This window comes from Pyruvatibacter sp. (assembly GCF_040219635.1).
Classification (GTDB): Bacteria; Pseudomonadota; Alphaproteobacteria; order CGMCC-115125; family CGMCC-115125; genus Pyruvatibacter.
Map to the genome: position 1 here is coordinate 198,840 of NZ_JAVJSC010000003.1, position 18,247 is coordinate 217,086.

The 18,247-nt window shown below is 59.8% G+C and carries 19 protein-coding genes; 12 read left to right on the plus strand and 7 right to left on the minus strand.

Going from position 1 to position 18,247, the window contains the following annotated elements:
* The first annotated feature begins 28 nt into the window (after positions 1 to 28).
* A complete protein-coding gene (locus tag RIB87_RS04370) occupies positions 29 to 2,596 on the plus strand; it encodes a TIGR02302 family protein (protein ID WP_350143891.1) in 2,568 nt (855 codons plus the stop codon).
* 12 nt (positions 2,597 to 2,608) lie between these two features.
* On the opposite strand, the gene RIB87_RS04375 is transcribed toward RIB87_RS04370, so the two are convergent.
* Positions 2,609 to 3,430, minus strand: a complete 822-nt coding sequence (locus RIB87_RS04375; RefSeq protein ID WP_350143893.1) for a zinc-ribbon domain-containing protein — start codon at positions 3,428 to 3,430, stop codon at positions 2,609 to 2,611.
* A 252-nt stretch (positions 3,431 to 3,682) separates the two neighbouring features.
* On the opposite strand from RIB87_RS04375, the gene ftsE reads away from it, so the two are divergent.
* The 4 genes from ftsE (at position 3,683) to RIB87_RS04395 (ending at position 6,934) form a co-directional block, all read left to right on the plus strand.
* On the plus strand, positions 3,683 to 4,336 hold the full coding sequence (gene ftsE / locus RIB87_RS04380; RefSeq protein WP_350143895.1) for a cell division ATP-binding protein FtsE: 654 nt from the start codon (positions 3,683 to 3,685) through the stop codon (positions 4,334 to 4,336).
* Positions 4,333 to 5,304: a cell division protein FtsX gene (locus tag RIB87_RS04385; RefSeq protein WP_350143898.1), complete on the plus strand. Its 972-nt coding sequence runs from the start codon at positions 4,333 to 4,335 to the stop codon at positions 5,302 to 5,304. Before ftsE ends, RIB87_RS04385 begins: the two co-directional genes overlap by 4 nt.
* A gap of 198 nt (positions 5,305 to 5,502) precedes the next feature.
* On the plus strand, positions 5,503 to 6,141 hold the full coding sequence (locus RIB87_RS04390) for a YdcF family protein (protein ID WP_350143900.1): 639 nt from the start codon (positions 5,503 to 5,505) through the stop codon (positions 6,139 to 6,141).
* Between the two features lie 64 nt (positions 6,142 to 6,205).
* The gene (locus tag RIB87_RS04395; RefSeq protein ID WP_350143902.1) at positions 6,206 to 6,934 is read left to right on the plus strand and encodes a lysophospholipid acyltransferase family protein; all 729 of its coding nucleotides are present in this window, start codon (positions 6,206 to 6,208) and stop codon (positions 6,932 to 6,934) included.
* 9 nt (positions 6,935 to 6,943) lie between these two features.
* On the opposite strand, the gene RIB87_RS04400 is transcribed toward RIB87_RS04395, so the two are convergent.
* A complete protein-coding gene (locus RIB87_RS04400; protein ID WP_350143904.1) occupies positions 6,944 to 7,489 on the minus strand; it encodes a gamma-glutamylcyclotransferase in 546 nt (181 codons plus the stop codon).
* An 89-nt stretch (positions 7,490 to 7,578) separates the two neighbouring features.
* Here RIB87_RS04400 and RIB87_RS04405 point away from each other — a divergent pair, with 89 nt between their 5' ends.
* Positions 7,579 to 8,616 carry a DUF2125 domain-containing protein gene (locus RIB87_RS04405; protein WP_350143907.1) on the plus strand — a complete coding sequence of 346 codons (1,038 nt, stop codon included), beginning with the start codon at positions 7,579 to 7,581 and terminating at the stop codon, positions 8,614 to 8,616.
* Between the two features lie 6 nt (positions 8,617 to 8,622).
* Here RIB87_RS04405 and RIB87_RS04410 read toward each other — a convergent pair whose 3' ends face one another.
* The 3 genes from RIB87_RS04410 to RIB87_RS04420 are packed head-to-tail and all read right to left on the minus strand — an operon-like array spanning position 8,623 to position 11,738.
* Positions 8,623 to 9,597 carry a prephenate/arogenate dehydrogenase family protein gene (locus tag RIB87_RS04410; RefSeq protein ID WP_350143909.1) on the minus strand — a complete coding sequence of 325 codons (975 nt, stop codon included), beginning with the start codon at positions 9,595 to 9,597 and terminating at the stop codon, positions 8,623 to 8,625.
* Positions 9,597 to 10,697: a histidinol-phosphate transaminase gene (gene hisC, locus RIB87_RS04415; protein WP_350143911.1), complete on the minus strand. Its 1,101-nt coding sequence runs from the start codon at positions 10,695 to 10,697 to the stop codon at positions 9,597 to 9,599. Before hisC ends, RIB87_RS04410 begins: the two co-directional genes overlap by 1 nt.
* Positions 10,698 to 10,757: 60 nt before the next feature.
* A complete protein-coding gene (locus RIB87_RS04420; RefSeq protein ID WP_350143913.1) occupies positions 10,758 to 11,738 on the minus strand; it encodes a chorismate mutase in 981 nt (326 codons plus the stop codon).
* Positions 11,739 to 12,008: 270 nt separating this feature from the next.
* On the opposite strand from RIB87_RS04420, the gene metX reads away from it, so the two are divergent.
* A complete protein-coding gene (metX, locus tag RIB87_RS04425) occupies positions 12,009 to 13,232 on the plus strand; it encodes a homoserine O-acetyltransferase MetX (RefSeq protein ID WP_502943205.1) in 1,224 nt (407 codons plus the stop codon).
* Between the two features lie 21 nt (positions 13,233 to 13,253).
* Entirely contained in the window at positions 13,254 to 13,877 is a 624-nt protein-coding gene (metW, locus tag RIB87_RS04430) for a methionine biosynthesis protein MetW (RefSeq protein WP_350143918.1), read from the plus strand.
* Between the two features lie 10 nt (positions 13,878 to 13,887).
* Here the strand turns inward: metW and RIB87_RS04435 are convergent, their stop codons facing one another.
* The gene (locus RIB87_RS04435; RefSeq protein ID WP_350143920.1) at positions 13,888 to 14,232 is read right to left on the minus strand and encodes a P-II family nitrogen regulator; all 345 of its coding nucleotides are present in this window, start codon (positions 14,230 to 14,232) and stop codon (positions 13,888 to 13,890) included.
* A 62-nt stretch (positions 14,233 to 14,294) separates the two neighbouring features.
* Positions 14,295 to 15,089: a methyltransferase domain-containing protein gene (locus RIB87_RS04440; RefSeq protein WP_350145563.1), complete on the minus strand. Its 795-nt coding sequence runs from the start codon at positions 15,087 to 15,089 to the stop codon at positions 14,295 to 14,297.
* A 125-nt stretch (positions 15,090 to 15,214) separates the two neighbouring features.
* Between RIB87_RS04440 and gloB the strand changes: the two genes are divergently transcribed.
* The 4 genes from gloB (at position 15,215) to RIB87_RS04460 (ending at position 18,146) form a co-directional block, all read left to right on the plus strand.
* Positions 15,215 to 15,985 (plus strand): hydroxyacylglutathione hydrolase, encoded by a 771-nt coding sequence (gloB, locus tag RIB87_RS04445; protein WP_350143922.1) that lies wholly within the window; start codon positions 15,215 to 15,217, stop codon positions 15,983 to 15,985.
* On the plus strand, positions 15,985 to 16,446 hold the full coding sequence (locus RIB87_RS04450) for a cupin domain-containing protein (protein WP_350143924.1): 462 nt from the start codon (positions 15,985 to 15,987) through the stop codon (positions 16,444 to 16,446). The genes gloB and RIB87_RS04450 overlap by 1 nt, the downstream gene beginning before the upstream one ends.
* Before the next feature lie 106 nt (positions 16,447 to 16,552).
* Positions 16,553 to 17,485, plus strand: coding sequence for a polysaccharide deacetylase family protein (locus tag RIB87_RS04455; protein ID WP_350143926.1), 933 nt, complete (start codon positions 16,553 to 16,555; stop codon positions 17,483 to 17,485).
* A 31-nt stretch (positions 17,486 to 17,516) separates the two neighbouring features.
* Positions 17,517 to 18,146, plus strand: a complete 630-nt coding sequence (locus RIB87_RS04460; protein ID WP_350143928.1) for a peptidoglycan L,D-endopeptidase MepK — start codon at positions 17,517 to 17,519, stop codon at positions 18,144 to 18,146.
* Positions 18,147 to 18,247 lie beyond the last annotated feature (101 nt).

The window sequence follows — 18,247 nt, forward strand, 5'->3', positions numbered from 1 at the left end:
TGCATATCTACAACGGGAGCAGCGCCGCGTGCCTGAAACAGGCGACATACACTCACCACAGGCCAAAGGCCCCATCACGGGTCAGCGCTTTGCCGGACCGCTGCGGCGCAAACTCGCACTCACCCGCGCGGGGCTGGTGTGGGAGCGCATATGGCCACCGCTGCTTGCATCGGCTTGCATTGTCGGCCTTTACGCCTCGCTTGCGCTGCTCAATGTCTGGGACGCCGTGCCCGGCATCGCCCACTGGTCAGCAGCTCTGGCAAGCATCGCGGGTATCTCATGGTGTGTGACGCGCGGCGCACGGGCTTTTGCGTGGCCCACCCAGGCTGACACCCTGCGCAGGCTGGAAACCACATCCGGTCTCTCCCACAGACCTCTTTCAGCGCTCGCGGATGCACGGGCGGACTTTGCGGGCAATGGCCCGGAAGGCAGAGTCTTGTGGCAGCACCACATTGCGCATCTTGAGGCAGAGGCTGCCATGGCCCATGCGGCGCCACCCACATCCGCAGCCCCGAAACTTGATGTTTTCGCGCTGCGGGCGCTTGTGTTTCTCGTGCTTGCGGCATCACTGGTTTACGCAGGCCGGGATGCGCCCGCGCGTCTTGCCCAGAACCTCATACCGGGTGCTGTATTTGGCTCAAGTGCCAACATTGCATTTGACGCATGGATTACGCCCCCGGCCTACACCGACGTACCGCCCCTGTTCCTCAATACGATTCCTGAAACACCCAACGCAGACGCACCTGCCATCACCGTACCAACCGGTAGCGTGCTGACCGCGCGTGTCTATGGTGCCTCGTCTGCTGATATACAGCTTGCAAATGAAGCTCATCGCTTTGAGCCTGACGTATCCGGTGCCCACGAAATTGCCCTGCCGCTGACGAGCGAAGGTACGCTCCGCATCCGCGCCAATAGCCACGCGCTGGATACATTCGAGCTCTCGCTTACTCCGGACCTGCGACCGCAAATCCTTTTTACCGATGGCGATGCCCTGTCCGTCACCCCGCAGTTATCCCTCGCAGTTGGCTATGACGTGCTGGACGACTATGGCGTGGTAAGCGCTGAGATGCGTGTTGCCTTGCCACCACCGTCTGACGTGACCGTCAGCACTTCTGAAAATGCGTCCACCGAACCAACAACCGACCTTGGTGCACTCGCCGCAATCGAGCCGCCCGTGCTCAACCTGCCGCTGCCCGGCGCCCGCGTTACCGATGTGGAAGGTGAGTTTGCCTACAAGGATCTGACAGGCCACCCATGGGCGGGCCTGCAGGTGGCCATCACCCTCGCAGCCTTCGACGAGGCCGGTCAGGAAGGCGTCAGCCAGACCCGTATCATGCGCCTGCCCCAGCGCCGCTTCACAGACCCCGTTGCCCGCGCCGTCATTGAACAACGCCAGCGCCTCGCCCGCACTCCGGATATGGCCCCGCAGGTGGCCACAGCGCTGAACGCGCTGACCCTTCATGCGGACCGCTATTACGACCACGCCAACGACTACCTGCCGCTGCGCTCAGCCTATTGGCGTCTGCGCGCTGCCAGCCATCCTGGCAATCTGGACGGCATTTACGACCTCCTGTGGGACATTGCCCTGCACTTTGAGGATGGTGACTTGTCTCTTGCTGAAACGGCCCTCCGCGATGCCCAGGATGCGCTTATGGATGCCCTGGCCAACGGAGCCTCAGACGCTGAAATTGAGCGCCTGATGAACGATCTGCGTCAGGCCATGGATGAGTTTTTGCAGGCACTGGCGCAGCAGCAGATGCAGGCGGGCCAGAACGGCGAAATGGCGCCCATGGACCCCAACATGCAGGAGCTGCAGCGCAGCGACCTGGAGAGCCTTCTGGACGCCCTGCAGGACCTTGCCCAGTCCGGCTCACGCGATGCCGCCCGGCAGCTCCTGTCTGAGCTGCGGCAGATGATGGAAAACCTCGCCAACGGCACACCGGGCCAGATGCAGATGACCCCGCCGCAATCAGCCATGAACGATGCCATTGGCCAAATGGGTGAAATCATCGACCAGCAACGCGCCCTGCAGGACGAAACCGTGCAGCAGGGAAATGGCATGCCTGGTGAACAGGGAAACTCCAATGGTCAGCAAGGTGGTGGCCGAGAAAGCGGAAGTGGTGCGCTGGAGCAGCGTCAGGAGGGCCTGCGCGGCGATTTGAGCCAGTTGCGTGATGGCCTAGAGGGTGCGGGCGTTGAAAACCCTTCTGCCCTTGGTCGCGCCGACAGGGCCATGCGCGAGGCTGAAGACGCCCTTGAAAGCGGTGACCTTGAGCGCGCTGCCCGCAAGCAGGGCGAAGCCATTGAGAACCTGCGTGACGGGGCACAGGCGTTGGCGGAGACACTTCTTGAGGATCTGGCCATGTCCGGTGAAAATCAGGGGCAGGATCGTGGTGCGGGCGCTGAAGGCCGTGATCCGCTGGGTCGCCCGCAACGAACCACAGGCCCGCAGACCGGCGACGGTGTGGACGTACCCGATAAAAGCGACATCCAGCGTGCCCGGCGTATTCTTGAAGAATTGCAGCGCCGTGCGGGCGATCGCAACCGGCCGCCCATTGAACTTGATTATCTCAACAGGCTGCTGGAGCGATTCTAGGGAGAACTGTTTCTAGCCGTCCTGCGGAGGCTGTTCAGGAGACACAAACTCACCAGGCTCGACAAACCGCAGCACCAGGTCGCGGGCCGCTTCCGGCGGGCTTGAAAGCCGTGTCACGAACTCTGCCGTTGCCCCTGCATCAAGCTCGGCCTCGGGTATCGCAAAAAAGTAGTGATAGAGCTCCTGTCCGTCCTGATCGCGCAGTGCCACACGCACGCGCGGCACAGGGCCTCTCTCATCGGCGACGTTCACAATTTCACCGCGGATCGAAAGTACCGTCAGACCGTTCTCGTTGGCCTGCTCATACATAACCTGCCGGAACTCCATGCCCTGGATAATCACCGGCAGTCCCACAGCCTGATACACCGATGCCGTCGCAGGCCACAACCGCACGACATCTCCCCTGAAAGCAGCAAGAGCCCCTGCGAAAACAAGCACAAAGGCAACCAGTGCCCCCCAGCCAAGCAGCGCACCGCGTGATTTCTTTGGCGTCGGATCGAAAGCCGTGGCCGCAGGTGGCCGCGTAAACTCGGCAGGGTCAATCGCCGGTGCTTCATCCACCGGCCGCGGGCGGGTAATGACCGGAGCGGGCGCTTCGGGTTCTTCCTCTGATTGAGCTTCGGGCGGGTCGGGCTGCGCAGACGGTTTGACATCGGGTGCCGTAACGGGTGGGTCAGGCTCAGGAGCCGGTTCAACCGACTTGGGCGCATCGTCAGGCGGTGCCTGAAACCACGCATTACCGCAATTTTTACAGCGCACCTTGCGGCCCGGAGCCGTAAAGGCTGCAGCCTTTACGGTGTAGCGGGTATCACATTCCGGGCAGGTGATAATCATGGGATATGCAGTATCTCGTCAGAAAAAACCAAAGCCGTCAAAATAACAGTCGGCAGCGTCCACAGGTGTTTGACATGGCCGATATTACAAGAGCAAGCACCACCCGCACCCCACAGCCTATGGCCCTGACCCTATCAATGGGCGAAAGTCAGTTAAAACTTGGCTAACCATGCCGCGATTCGACCCAATTCAAGCGTGTTGCGCTGAATTGCCGTGTATCTCAACCGTCCCTTTGCACCAAAGGCCAAACGAGTGATCCGTTTTGAAAATGTGGGGCTGCGCTACGGACTGGGCCCGGAAGTGCTCCGCGACATCAGTTTTCACCTGGAGCCGGGCGGCTTTCACTTTCTCACCGGTCCGTCGGGGGCAGGCAAAAGCTCGCTCTTGAAACTAATGTTTCTGGCCCTGCGCCCCTCGCGGGGCCTCATCACCATGTTCGGCAACGATCTGGCCACTACACGCCGCCAGGAGCTGCCCGCCTTGCGCCGCCGCATCGGCGTGGTGTTTCAGGAGTTCCGGCTGCTAGACCACCTCACAACCTTCGACAATGTGGCGCTACCCCTGCGTATCGCCGGGCAGGATATTGCAGACTACCGTGACGACGTCATTGAACTGCTGCAATGGGTAGGGCTGGGCGAACGGATGCACGCCACGCCTGCAACACTGTCAGGCGGTGAAAAACAACGTGCCGCCATCGCGCGCGCCGTGGTGGCCAGCCCGGATGTGCTGCTGGCCGACGAACCAACCGGCAACGTGGACCCCGAAATGGGGTTTCGGTTGCTGCGCCTGTTTGAAGAGCTAAACCGCTTTGGTACAACCGTGCTCATTGCGACCCACGATCACAGCCTCGTTGAGCGTTCCGGTGCACCAGTTCTGCATCTGGCGAAAGGCGAAATCATACAATGATACGTACACTGACCAAAAGTGGTGTCGCCTACAGTATCAAGCAGCGCTTTGGCATGACTGGCCCTGACAGCCCTCGCATGAATGAAACGATTGAGCCACTCAGCGACCTGATGCCGCGCGGACACGGCAGCGCAGCACTGGGAGTGGTTGTGGCGGGCATGTGTTACCTTGCCTGCTTGGCGCTTGGCGGCGCGTTGATGACATCGGACGCCAGCCGCGCCTGGACAAGCGACCTTGACCGCGCCCTCACCATCCAGATTGTGCCGCGTGCCGGTGTGGATGTGGACGCGGAGATACAGGCGGTGCTGTCACTGCTTGAACAAGAACCTTTGATTGCAAGTGCCCGGGCTCTGCCCGCTGAAGCATCTGCCGCCCTTATTGAGCCGTGGCTTGGCAGCGCCGATGCCCTGGCAGGCCTCCCCATTCCCAGCCTCATCAATGCGCAGATGGCAGAAGGTGCAAATCTCGACCTCGAGGTTCTGCGGGCCCGCCTCATGGCGGCAGCTCCGAATGCCACCCTCGACACCCATGCCCGCTGGCGTGACGAACTGGCTGGTGCCGCCAACGTTGTCGAACTTGTCGGCATGGGCATTCTGGCACTTGTCGCCATTACCACAGCGGCAATTGTCGTTTTCGCCACCCGGTCAGCGCTTGCTGCCAACCGCGATACGGTTGAGGTGCTGCACCTTATAGGTGCACGTGATGCGTTTATTGCCGGTGAAGTTCAAAAACGTTTCTTGATGACCGGGCTCAAAGCCGGGTGCGCCGGCTGGGTGGCGGCAACCCTGACATTTGCCATATTTGGCCTGTCCGCCAGTGACGGCGTTGGTATGGTTTCTTTGCTGCCACAGCTCCGGATGCCGTGGGATCACTATGTTGTATTGCTTTTGGTACCAGCGGCAGCGACCGCCCTCACCGCCATCGCTGCGCGGATGACAGTGATGCGCACACTCGCGCTCACTCTCTAGCCACAATCACACGCTTAACTTCTGCTCAATCCGGGTTTCTGGTGCCGTTCACGAACAACGCGGCAAAAGTAACGCCGAGGTGGCATGATACTGGCTGTTACCTGATAAACCGATTGCTACGGCAACACCCCGGAATGAGTGAGTGACGGGGCAAATTCAACGGATTTTCTGCAGTTTTCATAAGTACCGGACCATTGCGTGAACGACCCGATTCCCATTTTTGAACACAGCTCAGCACCGGACCGCAGGCGCTTCCGCCTTCTGCGGTGTCTCATGGTGATCCTGGCAACAGCGTTTTTGCTGCTTGCGGGAGGGTTCCTGCAATTTGTGTCAGCTGTTTCTCAATCAACACACGCAATTCAAACCGCAACGCCTGCGGACGCGATTGTGGTTTTGACGGGCGCACGAGACCGCATTTCCAAGGCAATGGCTTTGCTGGAGCAAGGCAAAGGTGACCGACTGCTGATCTCCGGGGTCAATCGGGATGTGTCCCGCGCAGACCTTGAGAGCACCATCGGCGGCCCAGATACAAAGTTTGATTGCTGCGTGGACCTGGGCTTTGAAGCCCGCACAACCGACGGCAACGCAAATGAGACAGCCAGTTGGGTGCGCAAGAACGGCTACAAGAGCCTCATTGTCGTTACCAGTGACTATCACATGCCCCGCAGCCTGGCAGTGCTGGGCCATGAAATGCCGGGCGTTGTGCTTATTCCCCATGCGGTGGCATCTGACGGACCCAGTGCAAGCAGGGCTCTGGGAAGCTTTACCATTGCGCGTCTGCTGGTGTCAGAATACGCAAAATACGTTGTGACTCTGCTGCGCACCCGTCTGGGCTAGACTGGCGTCAAAGCGCTGCGTGAGTCGCAGATCCCGGCCAACACGCCTTAACAAAGTAAGCCCTGTGACCGCCCTTAGATCCCTCGCCTACCAGATTTATCTCTACACCGTGAGCGCAATCATGACGCTTGGTGCCTTGCCGCTGCTCGTAATGCCCCGCCGGTTTACAGCAAGTGCGATCGGTCTGTGGTCACGCCTGCAGCTTTGGGGTGCCGCCAACATTACCGGCGTGACCTACGAAATACGCGGGCAGGAGAACCTTCCCGAAGGCCCGTGTCTTATAGCCTCCAAGCACCAGAGCATGTGGGACACCATTTTTTGGGCCGTGGCCACCAAAGACCCCGCCATCGTGCTCAAGAAGGAACTCACCTATGTGCCGCTTTATGGCTGGTACGCGCTCAAGGCGGGCATGATCTCGATTGATCGCGGCTCAGGCCCAAGCGCCATTCGCAAACTGGTCCGTCAGGGGCGAGCGGCGCTGGCACAGGGGCGGCCAATCATGATTTTCCCCGAAGGTACACGCATGGCACCGGGCGCATCTGCCGACTACAAACCGGGGGCCGCAGCGCTTTATACCCAGCTCAATGTGCCGTGCATTCCCGTGGCGCTCAACTCCGGCATGTTCTGGGCCCGGCGCGCTCTCAAGCGCGAACCCGGCACGATCATTGTTGACATCCTTCCGCCGATTCCTCCGGGCCTGAAACGGCGTGAGTTCATGGCACAACTGGAAGCGGTAATAGAGCCTGCAACCGCCCGGCTGGAAGCCGAAGCGCTGGCAAAGAAATCTACCTAAGCTGGCAAGCTAACCGGCCAGCTTTGCCTGCACAGCGATCAACAATGCTTCAAGTCCGGCATCGCGAATACCCATGTCGCGCAGATGCACCACCATGCTTTCAAGATATTCGGGATTTCTGCCTGACTTGCCCTGACCGTTCGCAATGAGGGTTGCCTGCATTTCGGCATCCAGCCGCCCGGCATATTGCACATGGCTGGGCTCTGCGACATATGTCAGCACACGGTGTATCCGTGTATTGTCTGTGAGCCGCACCGCAGGCACCTGCACTTCACGATAAACCAGTGTGACCTGTTCGCGCTCGCGCAGGTAAGCAATCGTCTCATCAGCATTCTGCCGGGCCACCTGATACAACACGCCCCGACACGAGCCACCGCGCGTAAGGCCCAGCACCAGGCCCGGCTTTTCAGGTGTGCCGCGATGGTGATGGCTATAGACACAAAATGCGCGGTGGTAGCCCGCGATACGCGCCTGATGGCGCGATACGTAGTCAAAGCCTGGCCGCCACATAAGCGAGCCGTAGCCAAAAACCCACAGATCTTCATCTTTGCTCATGTCAGATACGCTTTGTGCCGACAAATGTTCTATCCTTGCGCAAACCTATGGGCGCGCGCCGCTTCCGCTTCAATCTTAGGCATCATCCCATGCTCAACCGACTTCCCAAAACCGCTCTGCCGCTTTTGGCACTGCTGGTACTGACCGGCCTCTACTGGCTGTATTGGAGCACCCTGGCTGACCGTCTGAAGACTGATGTTGCAGCATGGGCACAGGCACAGGCCGCAAATGGCGTGACCATTACCTGGAGCGATATGCGCGCACGTGGCTGGCCGCTACGCCTGCGCCTGGAGCTCGATGATCTGCGCTACGAAGCATCGCAGGCACAAACACCCTGGGCATGGTCCACTCCTGAGTTTCATGCCCATGCCCTGCCCTACCGCCTGACCCACATCATTGCCAGCGCCCAAAGCCCGATGCGCTTTGAAACATTGACTGGTCCTGACAAACAACAATGGGAAATTGTCGCAGGCAGCACGGAAGCAAGCTACGTTTTTGAAGAAGGAACGGCTGCCCGCCTTGCCATTGATATACAAATGGCAAAAGCCACCCGCCTCGACCGGCCTGATGCCTCGACGCTTGTCGGTGCCAACCGCTTTCAGGTCCATGCGCGCCGTGCGGAAGATGTAGCGGGAGCGGCCAACATTGCAGTCCGCGCGAGCGGCATATCATTGGACAAGGACCTAGCCCCCGGTCTGGTGGATATTTTGGGACCAACCATCGCTCATGTAGGTATCCAGTCGCGGGTTACCGCCAATGCGGGCGACGCTGTATTCCGCGACCTTGCCTTGCTCCGGTTGCGGGGTAGCGAGATACAGGTTTCACAGGGCACGGTGACATGGGGCACGAGCAATGCAACGGGCACCGGCAAGCTCGACATTGCCCCGGACGGCACACCAGACGGCCGCTTTGACACGACGTTGAGTGGCTACGACACGATCATCGAAGGGTTGGTAAGGCAGGGCCTTGTTGAAGCGCGCCTGGAAGGCACACTTAAAGCTGCCATGTCACTCCTGTCACTTACATCAGGGGCGCAGGCGGGCAGTGTCCGCGTTCCGGTCATTGTGCGCGCGGGTGATGTGTATCTGGGGCCGGTCCGTGTGAGCGGCGCAACCCGGACGCCTTAGTGATTCCTAATCGTCCGTGTTCGTTTTGCCGGCGGCATCCGGTTTGGCATGGCGGCCAAAATCCGGCACCGCTGAATCCTGCCCGGCATCAATGATGCTCCGGCGGATGTCGCGGGTGCGCGAAAACAGCGTGAACAGTGCGTCGCCGTCGCCCCAGCGGATAGCGCGTTGCAGGGCCGACAAGTCTTCGGTAAACCGCCCAAGCATTTCCAGCACCGCCTCGCGGTTGTTCAAAAACACATCCCGCCACATGGTGGGGTCTGAAGCTGCAATGCGCGTGAAATCACGAAAGCCACCGGCAGAATATTTGATGACATCAGACTGCGTAACGTCTTCAAGGTCAGAGGCCGTTCCCACAATGTTGTAGGCGATGAGATGCGGCAGATGACTGGTAATGGCGAGCACCAGATCATGATGATGCGGGTCCATGAACTCAACGTCACTCCCGCAGCCGCGCCAGAACTGGGCCAGCGTTGCCACCTCCGCACGATCTGCGATGTGCGATGCATCACCCTGACCACCACCTAAAGGGGTGAGAATGCACCAGCGTCCGTCAAACAGTTCCGCAAAGCCCGCATCCGGCCCTGACTGTTCCGTGCCTGCAATAGGGTGACCGGGCACAAAATGCACGCCGTCTGGAATAAACGGACCTACGTCACGCACCACAGCCGATTTAACAGAACCCACATCCGTGACAATTGCTCCGGGTTTGAGCACCGGCGCGATGGTTTCTGCGAGCGCACCAAACGCGCCAACCGGCGCACACAGCACGATCAGGTCAGCATTCCTGGCAGCGTCCTTGGCGGTATCGCAAACCACATCGCAAAGCCCAAGTTCTGCGGCCCGCGCACGGGTTTCAGACGACCGGGCATAGCCCGCTATCTGCCTTGCCAGCCCGCCGCGCCGGGTGGCGCGTGCCAGTGATGCACCCAGAAGCCCAAGCCCCAGAATGGCAACACGGCCAAACAGCGGTTCGCTCATCACGCTGTCTCCCCGGCCATAAATCGGCGAAGGGCTGACACAGCCAGCGCATTGTGTTCATCCAGCCCAATGGTCAGCCGCAAACAGTCAGGCAACTTGTAGGAGGCCGTTGAGCGCAGGATTAGCCCCTGACTACGCAGATAAGCGTCCGCTGCCTGAGCCGTGCGACCTTTATCTCCCGAAAACCGCAGCAGCAGAAAATTGGCGACTGCCGGAACGACTTCGATGCCGAGTGCTTCAATTTGCCGGGTCATTGCCACAAGCGCTTTTTCGTTGTGCTCTACCGCCCTTGCAACATGGCCCGTGTCTTCGATGGCCGCAATCGCTGCCGCCTGCGCCGGGCCGCTGACATTAAACGGCCCACGCACACGGTTGAGTGCATCGACGACTGTTTGAGGCCCGTATGCCCAGCCAATACGCAATGCCGCAAGGCCGTGAACTTTGGAAAATGTCCGCGTCATCGCCACATTCTGCGATGTGGCAACGACCTCGAGCCCGGCTTCATAGTCATTGCGCTGCACATATTCCGCATAGGCAGCATCCAGCACCAGCAATACGTCAGCGGGCAGCCCGGCCTGCAGGCGCTTGACTTCATCGATCGGAACATACGTCCCCGTTGGGTTGTTGGGGTTGGCGATGAAAACAATTCGAGTGCGGTCAGTTACAGCGGCAAGAATGGCGTCCACATCTGTCGTGAGATTTTGCTCAGGCACCTCAACCGGCGTGCCTCCCGCAGCACGTGTGGCAATGGCATAGACTGCAAATCCGTGCTCGGTGTGAATGGCTTCGTCGCCTTTACCTAAAAACGCTTGAGCCAGCAGGTGAAACAGTTCGTCGGAGCCGTTGCCGCAGACGAGCCGATCTGCATCAAGTCCGTAGCGCCTGGCAATCGCGGTGCGCAGCGCGCCATACCCTCCGTCGGGATAGATTTCCAGCGACTTTGCGGCATCCAGAAATGCCTGGCGCGCGCGCGGGCTTGGTCCCAGCGGCGTTTCGTTGGCCGAAAGTTTGATGGCGGTCTCCCGCCCTGCGATTTTTGCTTCGCCAGCCTTGTAGGGCATGATGTCCTCAATGCCCTCACGTGGTGTCAGATCACCCATCGGGTTATCCTTCGAAAAATCAGTTTTCCGTATTCGGATTAAGTCGCGTTTCCCGCACGGTTACACCTCGATTGGCACCGGATACCCGCCAACTGAGTACATTTCACCGAACGGGCCACCGTGAGATCTATGCAGCGCCTCAAGGCGCGCATCGTCATCCGCCACATACCCGTCAATGGCAATCAGATGAAGCTGCGGCGCGCCGGCCCCCCGGTCCGTTTCAGGGCCTGCATGGGGATCGTCTGCAAAAGCCAGCCGCCATGCCGAGATGCCGGCCATGTCGAAGGCGTCTGAACAATTGTCAGGGCTCACAAAGCCTGCGGATGTTGCCACCATCACGCTTATATCATCGCCGGAGTTGCTGCGTGGCGCCTTGGCAACGGCAACCGCACGCGGGCCGTCCCCGGCCAGATAGCGCCGCCGCAACGGCGCGTCAGGCCGCGATGCCACTACGAATGGCAATGCGGCAACGATGCGCGGTGAATCATCTGCGGCGTTAAGTAAGGTCCACCATGGCGCGTCGGCAACATTGGCACCGGGCCGCCCGTTCTCCGGAGGCGGCAAGACAGCAACCCCGGCACTTCCATCCGCCACCTGACGCACAGCATTGCGCGCATCCTCGGCAACCTGAACCGGAATACTGGAACCAAACTGCTGACGTGCCAGATCAAATCTCTGCACAGCCCCCTCGCCACCCGCAATGACAGCCGCAAAGGGAGCCTGAATGGCAGTCATCGCCGCGATCAGCTCATGCCACAGATCAGCCACCGACATGAACGGCAGTGGGCCTTTATGGCGCGCTGCAAGTCTCCGAAGCATCTGCGCCTCACGCTCAATGCGGATCGGGCTTGCCGACAGTAGCGCCGGCCCCTTGGCGGCGGCGACCTGTCCCACAACCTGCGCGCGGGCCATCAGCAGATCGTGAATTTCATCGTCAATCCGGTCAATTTGCGCACGCGCAGCCTCAAGGTCCGGCTTGCTGTCAGCCGCAGTTTTTCCGGCGGAAATGCCGGACACGGGTGCTTTGGGGGACGCAGACATCAATCAACAAGCCGATTCAGGGTATGCACCAGATCAAACGCTGCATTACTGCCAAAATCGCCTGAGCCGTGCCGGAAAGCGCGTATCAATAGGCGGTGCCCGGCGGAAAATCAAAAAAAACAGCGCACCCGGCAGAAAGACCGTGCACGAACCGGGGATTGACATGGTCGCCGTCGCTTCCCTAGCTACGCTCCCGTTTTGTGCACAGCGAATAAACTTGCGCTTCATTGGGGTGATGTATTGCGCTCACCCGGCTATTAGATGGCGGCAATGACCGACATACCTACCCGTTCTGGAAGTACCCCAGCAGGCCGCAGCACGCCCACAGGCGCAGCGGTGAATGCGCATAGCTTGGTGCACAGGTTCGGCGCCGAGCAACCGCTGGCGCTGGATGGCGGCATCAACCTCACCCCGTTTGAAATTGCCTACCAGACCTACGGCACACTCAACGCGGACAAGTCAAATGCCGTACTCATCTGCCACGCGCTCACCGGCGATCAGTATGCAGCGGACACGAACCCAAACACCGGAAAGCCGGGCTGGTGGCAGCATATGGTCGGCCCCGGCAAACCCATAGATACAGATCGGTTTTTTGTCATCTGCCAGAATGTGATCGGCGGCTGCCTGGGCACCACCGGCCCCACAGCCACCAATCCAGCTACCGGCGAACCCTACGGGCTGAACTTCCCGGTCATCACCATCGGCGATATGGTACGCGCGCAGGCCATGCTGGTGGATGCACTGGGCATTGACCAGTTGTTTTGCGTCGCCGGTGGCTCAATGGGCGGTATGCAGGTGCTGGAATGGTGCGCGTCTTACCCGCAGCGGGTGTTCAGCGCCATGCCCATTGCCACAGCCGCACGCCACTCAGCCCAGAACATTGCGTTTCATGAAGTAGGCCGTCAGGCAATTATGGCTGACCCGGTATGGAACGGCGGCACCTATACGGCCGACGCCCACCCCACCAAAGGGCTGGCCGTGGCACGCATGGCGGCGCACATCACATATCTTTCGGAAGCAGCACTGCACCGCAAGTTTGGCCGCAACCTGCAGGACCGCGAGAACGTGACATACGGGTTCGAAGCCGACTTCCAGATTGAAAGCTACCTGCGCCATCAAGGCTTTACCTTTGTGGATCGCTTTGATGCCAACGCTTATCTGTTTATCACCCGCGCCATGGACTATTTCGACCTGGCCGCCGACCACGCCCGCCGAACCAAAGCCGCCGGGACAACCGGTACACTGGCCGACGCCTTCCGTGGTACCGACACGCGGTTTTGCGTCGCGTCGTTCACCAGCGACTGGCTGTACCCCACATCTGAAAGCCGCGAGATTGTGCGTGCACTGAACGCTGTGGCGGCCAATGTGAGCTTTGTCGAAATTGAAAGCGACAAGGGCCACGACGCATTTTTGCTTGATGAACCCGAGTTGTTTGCAACCATCTCGGGCTTCATCGATGCGTCTGCCCGCGCGCGCGGATTGCAGGAGGCGTAACGAACAAGAATGGCAGCCACCATGCCCGCCCCACCCCGCGCCACCCGAGCCGACCTTGCCCGCATCGCCGAGCTTGTGAGCCCCGGCGCCCGCGTGCTCGATGTTGGTTGCGGTGATGGTCACCTGCTGGAAATACTGCGCGACGAACGCAGCGTGGACGGGCGTGGCGTGGAGCTGTCGCAAACCGGCGTGAATGCGTGCGTGGCGCGCGGGCTTTCAGTTGTTCAGGGCGATGCGGATACTGATCTTGCTGACTACCCGGAAAGCGCCTTTGATTTCGTTATCTTGTCGCAGACCATTCAGGCAACCCAGAATCCGCGCGAAGTCATGAGCCAGATGATGCGCATTGGCGCGCGCGTTATTGTGTCGTTCCCCAATTTTGGTCACTGGAAAGTTCGTGCACATCTTGCCGTCAACGGCACCATGCCAATCACCTCAACACTGGACTACCAGTGGTGGGAAACTCCTAACATTCATCTGTGTACGCTCAAGGACTTTGTAGCGCTGTGCGATCTGTTGGGTGCTCAGGTGGAGCGCGCCATTGTGCTGGGGTCTGCCGGCACCGCGCGCACATTCAAAGGCCCACCCGGCTGGTGGGCAAACCTCACCGCCGAGCAGGCCATTTTTCTGCTGGAATGCCCGTGAGGACGCATACCTAGCCGGCAATGGCCTCTGAACCGGATTCGCCTGTTCGAATGCGCAGCGCAGACAAAAGATCGCTAACAAAGATCTTGCCATCGCCAATTTTCCCGGTGTTGGCAGCGCCCGCAATGGCTTCAACAACCTTGTCGGCCATGGCGTCGTCGCATGCCACATCCACCCGCACCTTGGGCACAAGCTGAACGATATATTCTGCGCCGCGATAAACCTCTGTCTGGCCTTTCTGGCGACCATAGCCCTTCACTTCGCAGACGGTCAGTCCCTGAATGCCGATTGCTGACACTGCGTTCAATACTTCATCAATACGCGACGGCTTGATGATTGCTGTGACCATACGCATGACGTTTCCTGTCCTTGTTTTTGGGTACCTGCAACAGCAGCGATTTTCTTGGTTTGTGAGCGCTACGGTATGCGTGCGCCAGCAGCCGGGCAAGAGGGAGTGACATCATGCCCTGAAAAACCTGCTTCGCGTGCAGACGCCGGTATGCGCGCAGGCGCTACAAGTGGCAACCTGCGCCGGGCGCGCTCACGGTGGCCGGTAGGCGCATAAATCTGCTTGGTGGCCTCCACCAGAATGACGCCCGAAAAACGCGGCCAGAGCGCAGAGCCCACCCGCTCCCAGGCAACAGCCGAACGCAGGAAAAAACGCCAGCCAATGGGAGGCATGAACAGTGCCGATGACCACTCGACAGGCGTGAACATGGCACTGCGCAGCAGCGCAACAAGTTGACCGCGTGAAAACGGTGTGCCGTGACCAAATGGTGTGCCCTCGCCCCGCGCCCACATGCCGCGCCGGTTGGGTGCCACTATCAAAATCCGGCCGCCGGGTGCCAGCACCCGCCAGGCCTCCCGCAGCGCCGGGCGCATCTGGTCGGCTGCTTCCAGTTGATGAACCAGCAACAAGCGATCTGCGGATGAATCAGGTAACGGCAAACACACTTCATCCACCAGCCCGGTGAGGTATTTGCCGTCACGCGGCCAATGGACCACGCCTTGCTGGGCGGGCATGAGCGCAAGCACCCGGCCGGCTTCATCCCGAAACTGCCCCAGATAGGGCGTGGCATAGCCAAGCCCGGCAACGGTCATGCCGCTGACATCGGGCCAGCACGCGCGCACAGCACGCCCCACAAGCCGACGCGCAACGCGCCCCAGCGGCCGTCCATAAAAATCCCGCAGGTCAATGACATCAAGGTGCATGGACAAGACGCTAGCAAACTTCCCTTAACGGGTCTTGCCCTGCCGATCTGCAGATTGAACCGGGGCTCACAGCAGCCTAGTCTGTGCCCAGTCCGTCAGTTCAGTTGCAGCCCCCGGAGCGCGTCATGTCTCACCTCATTGTTCATCAGTTTCCCTGTCTCAACGACAATTACGGGTTTTTGCTGCACGCCCCTGAGACCGGCGAAACCGCCGCGATCGACACACCGGAGGTCGCGCCTATTCTGCGCGAACTGGAAGACAAAGGCTGGACACTGACGCATATCCTCAACACCCATCACCACTTCGATCATGCAGGCGGCAACCAGGAACTCAAGACACGCACCGGGTGCACGATCATCGGCCCCAAAGACGAGGCTGACAAAATACCCGGCATCGACCGGGCGGTGGGCGATGGCGACGAGGTGCTGTTTGGGGGCCAGAGCGCCCGTGTCATTGGCGTGCCTGGCCACACCGCAGGCCATATCGCGTATCATTTCGGTAGCCAAAATCTGGCGTTTGTAGGCGACACGCTGTTTGCTCTTGGATGCGGTCGCCTGTTTGAAGGCACACCCGCCCAGATGTGGACCAGCCTGCAAAAGCTCATCGCCCTGCCGGATGAGACAGTTGTCTATTGTGCCCATGAATACACGCAGGCCAACGCCAGGTTCGCCCTGAGTGTGGAGCCGGACAACGACGCCCTGCATGAGCGCGCCCGCCAGATTGATGAAAAGCGCCGAAAAGGCCAACCAACAGTGCCGACAACCATTGGCCTTGAAAAATCCACCAACCCGTTCTTGCGTCCATCCAGTGGTGACCTGCAACGCACCATAGGCCTTGAAGGTGCAGACCTTGTGGATGTGTTCGCCAAAACCCGCGCCCTTAAAGACAATTTCTGATGGATGCCAAAAGCATCATCGCGGCGCTCAATCTGAAACCACACCCGGAAGGTGGTCATTTTGTTGAGACATTCCGCGATTCCTCCAGAGGAGATCGGGGCGATGATCACAGCAGTGATCGCGCGCATTCAACCGCCATCTACTATTTGCTCGAAGCCGGTGAAGTTTCCCATTGGCACCGCGTGCTGGATGCTGCCGAAGTCTGGCATTGGTATGCAGGCGGTCCATTGGCCCTGACTGTCTCGCCTGATGGTCATGACGCCACAGCGTTACGTCTGGGCCCTGAACTGGCGGCGGGTCAACGCCCACAGGCGATTGTGCCTGCAGGCCACTGGCAAACTGCGGAAAGCCTTGGCGCCTGGACCCTGTGCGGCTGCACAGTTGCTCCTGGCTTTGAGTTTGCCTCTTTTGAAATGGCGCCGGCTGACTGGTTCCCCAAGCCGCGCCCGCCGCAGGGCTGATCCACGCATAGACCGCTCTCCCAAGCCGTCCATTTCATGACTCACACCCATGGCACCATTGCTGTAAGCTTTGCCAAGGAATTGGGGGATTTCGGGGGCGGTTCACATGCGGACGGCTAATTTGCGCATGATGTCTGCCAGGGCGGTTGCTTTGGCGGCAGCCGTGGCCATTACGGTGGCGATGGCCTCAGTGCCGATACCAACGCTGGCACAAACCGCGCAAGGCACTGCCGACTGTGCTCAAAATCCAAACGCGATGGGTACTGCCCGCACTCTGGAGGTGGACACCACCGGCGGCCTCGACATCGGCACCATGCAGTACCGCAATACACTTCCATTAGGTCCAAAAGAACTGACGTTCACCTTTGACGACGGTCCGAACCCGGAACATACACCAAAGATACTGGACGCGCTGGACGCACATTGCATCAAGGCAACGTTCTTTGTGGTGGGGCGCTATGCAAAGCTGCATCCAGAACTGGTGCGTGACGCATGGCGGCGCGGGCACACAATTGCGACCCACACATGGTCACACCCGATTCTCTCCAAGACATCCTACAGCAAAGCAGTCCAGCAGATTGATCGCGGGGTTGATGCCGCGCAGGCGGCGCTTGATGGCCTGGCCGACGCAAACGGCAATCCGGCCGAAGTTGCTCCGTTCTTCCGCTTCCCCGGCCTCAATCATACACAGCGCCTGCGCAGCTATCTGGCCAATAAAAACATAGGCGTGTTTTCCTGCGACATTGGCACCGATGACTGGCGCGGCATCTCCCCGCGAACGCTCTACACGCGGGCGTTGCGGATGATCGAGTCCAAAGGGTCCGGCGTTGTGATTTTCCATGACACGCACCACCGCACATCCAACATGTTGCCGCAGATTCTTGATGAGTTGGCGCGGCGTGGCTATACAGCCGTTCATATGGTGCCCAAGGGGGACGGCAGGTATCTTGCCGCTCAGAACGCCAGCGTCGAACTGGAAATTGCTCCGGCACCTGTCGCACAAACGCAACCCTCTTTGCGCCCTACAGTGCCAAACTGACCTGAGGGCCAATGAGCACGAGTATCCAACAATGACCACACGCCGCCATTTTCTGAAACAAACCCTGGCTGCCGGTGCCGCTGCAACACCCCTTGTGGCCGCCCCCGCCATTGTGCGGGCTGACGCGCCTTACAAGCGCACCCTGCGGATGCAAAGTCTCAATTCAGGCGAAAAGCTCACCACCACCTATTGGGCGGATGGCGAATACGAGCAAGGTGCTTTCCAGCGCATCGCCTGGTTCATGCGCGACCTGCGCACCAATACCACCACCGAGATGTCTCCGGCGCTGATGGACCTGTTGTGGGAGATTGACCAACTGACATCATCTTCCAAGCCAATCTATACAATGTCAGCGTACAGGTCTGAGCGCACCAATGCCTGGCTGGCCGCGCAATCCACATCCGTTGACCCCGGCTCGTTCCATATGCGCGGCATGGCCATCGACATCACACAGGATTTCAGCGACCCCCACGCAATCTATCGCGCCGCTAAGAAACTCAACCGGGGTGGGACAGGCTACTACCCCACCCGCACGCCCTATGTGCATGTTGATGTCGGCCCGGTGGATAGCTGGGTCCATCCTGATATCGGCCGCCGTGACCGGGACGCAGAATATGAGGCAATGCTGGCCGGCGAAAAAGAAACGCAGAACGACAGCTAAGCTGCATAATTTCAAGGTTTCCGGGCAGTTTTGCGGCGCTACGTACCCGCCGCCTTTCGCATTTGCAGCAAAATCATGCCGCCCGCCTCGCAACTGCACTT

Coding starts and splice junctions, on each gene's coding strand:
- RIB87_RS04450 (WP_350143924.1), top strand. CDS start 15,985: ATGGATGCCAAAAGCATCATCGCGGCGCTCAATCTGAAACCACACCCG.
- RIB87_RS04455 (WP_350143926.1), top strand. CDS start 16,553: ATGCGGACGGCTAATTTGCGCATGATGTCTGCCAGGGCGGTTGCTTTG.
- hisC (WP_350143911.1), bottom strand. CDS start 10,697: ATGGGTGATCTGACACCACGTGAGGGCATTGAGGACATCATGCCCTAC.
- RIB87_RS04435 (WP_350143920.1), bottom strand. CDS start 14,232: ATGCGTATGGTCACAGCAATCATCAAGCCGTCGCGTATTGATGAAGTA.
- RIB87_RS04385 (WP_350143898.1), top strand. CDS start 4,333: ATGATACGTACACTGACCAAAAGTGGTGTCGCCTACAGTATCAAGCAG.
- RIB87_RS04460 (WP_350143928.1), top strand. CDS start 17,517: ATGACCACACGCCGCCATTTTCTGAAACAAACCCTGGCTGCCGGTGCC.
- RIB87_RS04420 (WP_350143913.1), bottom strand. CDS start 11,738: ATGTCTGCGTCCCCCAAAGCACCCGTGTCCGGCATTTCCGCCGGAAAA.
- gloB (WP_350143922.1), top strand. CDS start 15,215: ATGTCTCACCTCATTGTTCATCAGTTTCCCTGTCTCAACGACAATTAC.
- RIB87_RS04440 (WP_350145563.1), bottom strand. CDS start 15,089: ATGCACCTTGATGTCATTGACCTGCGGGATTTTTATGGACGGCCGCTG.
- RIB87_RS04410 (WP_350143909.1), bottom strand. CDS start 9,597: ATGAGCGAACCGCTGTTTGGCCGTGTTGCCATTCTGGGGCTTGGGCTT.
- RIB87_RS04375 (WP_350143893.1), bottom strand. CDS start 3,430: ATGATTATCACCTGCCCGGAATGTGATACCCGCTACACCGTAAAGGCT.
- metX (WP_502943205.1), top strand. CDS start 12,009: ATGACCGACATACCTACCCGTTCTGGAAGTACCCCAGCAGGCCGCAGC.
- RIB87_RS04400 (WP_350143904.1), bottom strand. CDS start 7,489: ATGAGCAAAGATGAAGATCTGTGGGTTTTTGGCTACGGCTCGCTTATG.
- RIB87_RS04405 (WP_350143907.1), top strand. CDS start 7,579: ATGCTCAACCGACTTCCCAAAACCGCTCTGCCGCTTTTGGCACTGCTG.
- metW (WP_350143918.1), top strand. CDS start 13,254: ATGCCCGCCCCACCCCGCGCCACCCGAGCCGACCTTGCCCGCATCGCC.